2 protein-coding genes and 1 pseudogene are annotated in these 4,949 nt (G+C 42.5%); 2 read left to right on the plus strand and 1 reads right to left on the minus strand.

The features are described from left to right. Window positions 1-493: 493 nt before the first annotated feature. Both JMX07_RS13345 and JMX07_RS13350 read left to right on the plus strand, forming a co-directional pair. Window positions 494-1,438, plus strand: coding sequence for an Arc family DNA-binding protein (locus JMX07_RS13345; protein ID WP_057758737.1), 945 nt, complete (start codon window positions 494-496; stop codon window positions 1,436-1,438). Between the two features lie 106 nt (window positions 1,439-1,544). Beyond that, window positions 1,545-2,293 (plus strand): annotated as a pseudogene (locus JMX07_RS13350) (IS5 family transposase). Between the two features lie 300 nt (window positions 2,294-2,593). Here the strand turns inward: JMX07_RS13350 and JMX07_RS13355 are convergent. Further along, the gene (locus tag JMX07_RS13355) at window positions 2,594-4,753 is read right to left on the minus strand and encodes a protein-disulfide reductase DsbD domain-containing protein (RefSeq protein ID WP_057758740.1); all 2,160 of its coding nucleotides are present in this window, start codon (window positions 4,751-4,753) and stop codon (window positions 2,594-2,596) included. Window positions 4,754-4,949: the final 196 nt, after the last annotated feature.

Genomic DNA, 4,949 nt, shown 5'->3' on the forward strand with positions numbered 1-4,949 from the left:
GATAGTCGCCCAACGCTTCTATCAGCATGCGAACGGCGCGTTCTTTAATCTCAGGAGTGTAGGTTTGTTTTTTCATTGTCGTATTCTCTCAGAATGTTGAGTCTCCGACAATCCCGGGGCGGTTCACCTGAGCAGTCTTTGACCAATTTGCATTCTGCAATCTAAACCGTCTTAGATAAATTACTTTTGCATTAGAGTCAAAAAGGTCTTTAAGAGAAGGTTTCATCTCTTTTCTAGTTCACTGAGTTCTTTGGCTTTAAACATAAGCTTTTCTATATATTGAGATAACGAATGGAACTGGTTCTTTGCATCATTTATGGCAAAATTCTTAAGTTCTTTAGGTACCCGGACGTTCATCTGAACCTTCTGATTTGACATGTATTTACCTCTTTAGGGTTTGTTACATAATATGATAGCATTATGCTATCATTGCCGCAAGTTCCTTATGGTAATATTATTTGTTTTAAATTCAATATTCTATTTGGGCTTTAAAATGTCAAAAAATGTGCAGTTTAATTTAAGAATTCCTACTGAATTGAAAGCCCTGATCTCCGATGCCTCAAAAGTTAGTGGACGTTCAATTAATGCCGAGGCACAGTATCGACTAGAAAAATCTTTTGAAGGTCAAGAAGGAAGTTATATCGAAGCTATCGACGATTTAAAGAGTTTTTTTGATGCTCATTTACGTAGCGATCGCTTAAATCTACTATCTGGCAAACTAAATTTCCTCTTGAGTGAAGCTAAGGCAACTGATAGTTTTCATACCCCAAGTATTTCTAGAGTTGCTGAGGCCCTGGGATACAATAGTGTGGGCGTTACTGAGGATTGGTTTGAAGGGCGAAAAGAGCCATCGTTTAACGAATTAGAAAAATTAGCCACATACTTTGGATGCCAAAAGAATTGGCTCGTTCATGATGAAGGAAGGCCTTTCGCAAAAGAAACATTTGAGTTTGGTTATGATATTGAAGAGAATGCTAGAAGCTTATTAAAAGGTAATAATGAAGATGAGGTTAAGTTGGTCTGGTTTGCTCGGAACAATACTGAAAACGGTGAACTAGTTATTATCAAGCATTACGATAGTTGGCATGGTTTGGTTCTAGACTCTCGTGTGCATGTCAGTGACAAAGTAGGTATAGGTGGCTCTGAAGACAGAGCGCTCCTATCCTTAACATTAAAGTATCTTTGTAAGTACCATATCTCAAAGATCAGAGGAGCAATAGTTTCAGAACCAGACTTTAACGAATTAATTTGGGCCAAACAAAATCCGATCAAAGTAATTGATAAGTATCGTCACAATTCTTGGATTGAAGATATTTGGGATAGGTCAATGTATTCAAAGAAAGCTAATAGTTACTGGAAAGGATGGAGTGAGATGTGCATGTCTAATGAACTTTATATTAGTGGACATGAGATTTTATCTAAAATATCTATAAAGTAATTTGAGATAAAATAAGTATGCCATACTAGGGCGTGTCATCAATTAGCATAGATATTTCAGAATAAGCTATACTTAGATCGTATTTAGGAATTTGAGCTCAATGACTATGACAAGACGACATGCCCTACGTGATGACCAATGGGAGAGAATTAAAGACATTCTACCTGGTAAACCAAGTGACGTTGGTGTTACTGCAAAGGATAACCGCTTGTTCGTAGAAGCGGTTCTGTACCGTTACAAGACCGGCATACCTTGGCGTGACCTACCTGAACGCTTTGGCGACTTCAGAGTGATTCATACTCGTTTTAGTCGCTGGTCAAAAAAAGGCGTATGGAAGCAGGTTTTTAATCAACTCTCTGAACAATCCGATGACGAATATGCCATGCTAGATGCCACGATTGTTAAAGCCCACCAGCACAGTGCTGGAAAAAAAGGGATCAAGCCATTGGACGCAGCAAAGGTGGACTGAAGACTAAAATACATACTCGAACAGATGCATTAGGCAATCCTACTGGCTTTTATCTAACAGGTGGGGCAGCTCATGACCTGTGTGGCTCAGATGAATTGCTTGATGTCAGTATTAGCCAAACGTGGCTTGCCGATAAAGCTTACGATGCTGATGCCCGCGTTATTGAACCGATTAAAGCAGTGCAAGGTAATGCAGTTATACCATCTAAGTGTCATCGGCTGCAGCCAAGAGACTTCGATAAAGAGCTTTATAAAGCGAGGCACCTAATAGAGAACTTCTTTGCCAAGATTAAGCAGTATCGTGCGATTGCCACTCGCTATGATAAGTTAGCCAGTCATTTCCTTAGTGCCATTCACTTAGTTTCTTGTGTCGTTTGGCTTAATTGATGACACGCCCTAAAGAAAATCAATAAATATGGACGTGCAAGGTAGCCATTACTCGTGGTAATGCGCCTTTAGCAATGTTGCTTTATTGTAATGAAAATAAGGGCACTATACTAGCGTTATTGCGAGCAAATACTGATGTAAATAATAAGGTAAGTAGTAATAAATAATGCTAAACCAAGGATTTAGCGTCTATGTTAAAAAGGCTATTTAGTAAGATTGAAAAAGACAACGTCCTATTATCAAAGGACGTTGTCTTTTTAATGGGTAGAAATGATGTGGAATTTATCTACATTTAAACGATTAATTTAGCGCGGTTAAGGTTTGCTCAAACGCTGCGCGCCCGATTTCACCCACTTGCTGATTGACCAATTGCCCGTCTTGATAATACAGCAATGCTGGCGGACCAAATAGTTTATAACGCGCTAAGATTGCTTTTGAATCAGCCGTAGTCTCCGTGATATCAAGTCTGACCAATTGCCAATCTTGCATTTGCGCAGGGCGATTATGAAATAAGTTTTTCTCCATAATCCGGCATGCAATACACCATTCGGCGGTGACATCGACCAGCACTTTAGGATTGGCGGCGACAATGGCATCTAACTCAGCAAGCGTAGTAACAGTTTTATCTGTTGCATTACTCATGGCTGGTTGATCAGCAGTCGTCTGCATCACCGGCGCGGCGCTTAATGACGCGAGCGGATGCAAGCTGTCGTCATTGCCCAATGCGGCGCCGACGATTAAACACGTCGCCCAAATACCAGCGATTAAGCCTAGCGCTTGGGTCAGCATCCGACCTTTGCCTAGCCAGCTCCACGCCCACATCGCCACGACCATAAACCACAGCGCCCAAACCATCAGCATCACAGGCGAGATAAAGACGCGTTCAATTAATAACAATGCCACGGCAAAAAGCAACAAAGCAAAGCCCTGCTTGACCCAATTCATCCACTCGCCTGCTTTTGGCATGATTTTACCTTGGGTCGCGCCAATTAAGATAAGCGGCGCCGATAAACCAAAACCGAGCATAAATAAAGCGGCAAAGCCAAGGAGCGGACTTCCAATCGTTGATACAGCAAGCAGCGCCCCAAATAAGGGTGCCGAAACGCATGGCGATACCACGAGCGCCGATAAGAATCCCGCAATTAAACTGCCACCCGTACTACCAAGTTTGCTATCCCCCGCTTGGCTTAGACCCTGCATTTTACTACTGATAAATCTCGGCAGACGAATGCTAAATACGCCCAACATATAAAGGGCTAATAAGACAAAAACGATGGCAAACCCAATTAAAATAATCGGATTTTGTAGCCAACCGATAATGCCTAACGATTCGCCAAATACCGCAATGACCGCGCCTAAAATACCATAAGCGATGGCAACACCAATAGCGTAGCTGGTCGTTAAAATAACACCGCGTTTTACCGTTGGATTGTCTTCACGCGCGACGATATTGGCAACAATCGGTAGCATCGGTAACACGCATGGCGTCAATGCCAAGACCAACCCTGCCAAGAACAATAACACCAATGCCAACCACGGATGCGAAGCTAAGCCAAAAGGGTCACTATTAATGGCGTTATCAACGACAACGGTATTGTTTGTTGCAGTTGTAGCGCTATCGTTTGCTGGCATATTACTTGTGACATTGTCGCCTACAACTTCTTCATCGGCACCAGAGATGGTATTGCTAGTACCAAGCTCTGCATCTAATGCTTCATCATCTAACAAAGCGTAATCAATCACCTCGTCATCTGGCGTAGTTTGCTCTGTAGCAAGACGATCAGTATCAGTCGCCTCTGTAGATGCTTGCGCAGTTTCTGCATTGCTGTTATTGCTCGCAGAAACTGTAGCAGTGCTACTTGAACTATTGGCTGCCGATTGTGACGCAGCAATTTTGACCGTGGTTTTTATTTTCTCCGGTGGATAACAAAGTCCTGCTTTGGCACAGCCTTGCCAACCTATCGTTACAGCGGCATTATTTATCGCCTTGCCATTACTACTGCTCAAAACGGTGCTAGCAACCATATTGGCTTGGTCAAAGACCAATACTTGACCAAAGGTCGGATCATCTATGGAGATAGGCTTTTGGCTAAAGCTAAAAGGTGCAGCGCTCACGCCAGCAGGCAACGTTAGCTTAATTTGGTCTTTATAAACATAGTGCTCAGGCGTAATGTCAAAGTTAATGGCTAAGCGCGTGCCATTATTGACAGGTTTACTACTGCTACTGACCTGAAACGCTTCATCAACAGGCAAAAATTTCGGTTGGGTCGCGCTTTTATCACTGCTAAATAAATCGCCCAATCCTGCCGCTTGCGATGCCACTGGCACGGCCGTCAGCCCAGTCGCTGCTAGCCCTGTCAATAATGAACCCGCGCTGAAAGCGAACGCCAACAGATAAGATTTTTTCGACGATTTATTTTGCGTTAATGACGGAGACTTTTCTGCGCTCTTAAGGGACATGAAGGGCTACCTATTATTTCCAATATTCGAATTGACCAATTCACTGTCTGTATGGACTTGTCTATTTACAACCCCAGTTCGGGATAAGCCACATTATAACTCATTGATACTATTTACAATGTTGCTACCTGTCCCTGCTGAGGCATATTTTTGATGGTGGGTTTATAGGGAAACCAGCAATAAGCAATTAAACCTG

Source organism: Psychrobacter immobilis, from assembly GCF_904846235.1.
GTDB lineage: Bacteria > Pseudomonadota > Gammaproteobacteria > Pseudomonadales > Moraxellaceae > Psychrobacter > Psychrobacter immobilis_C.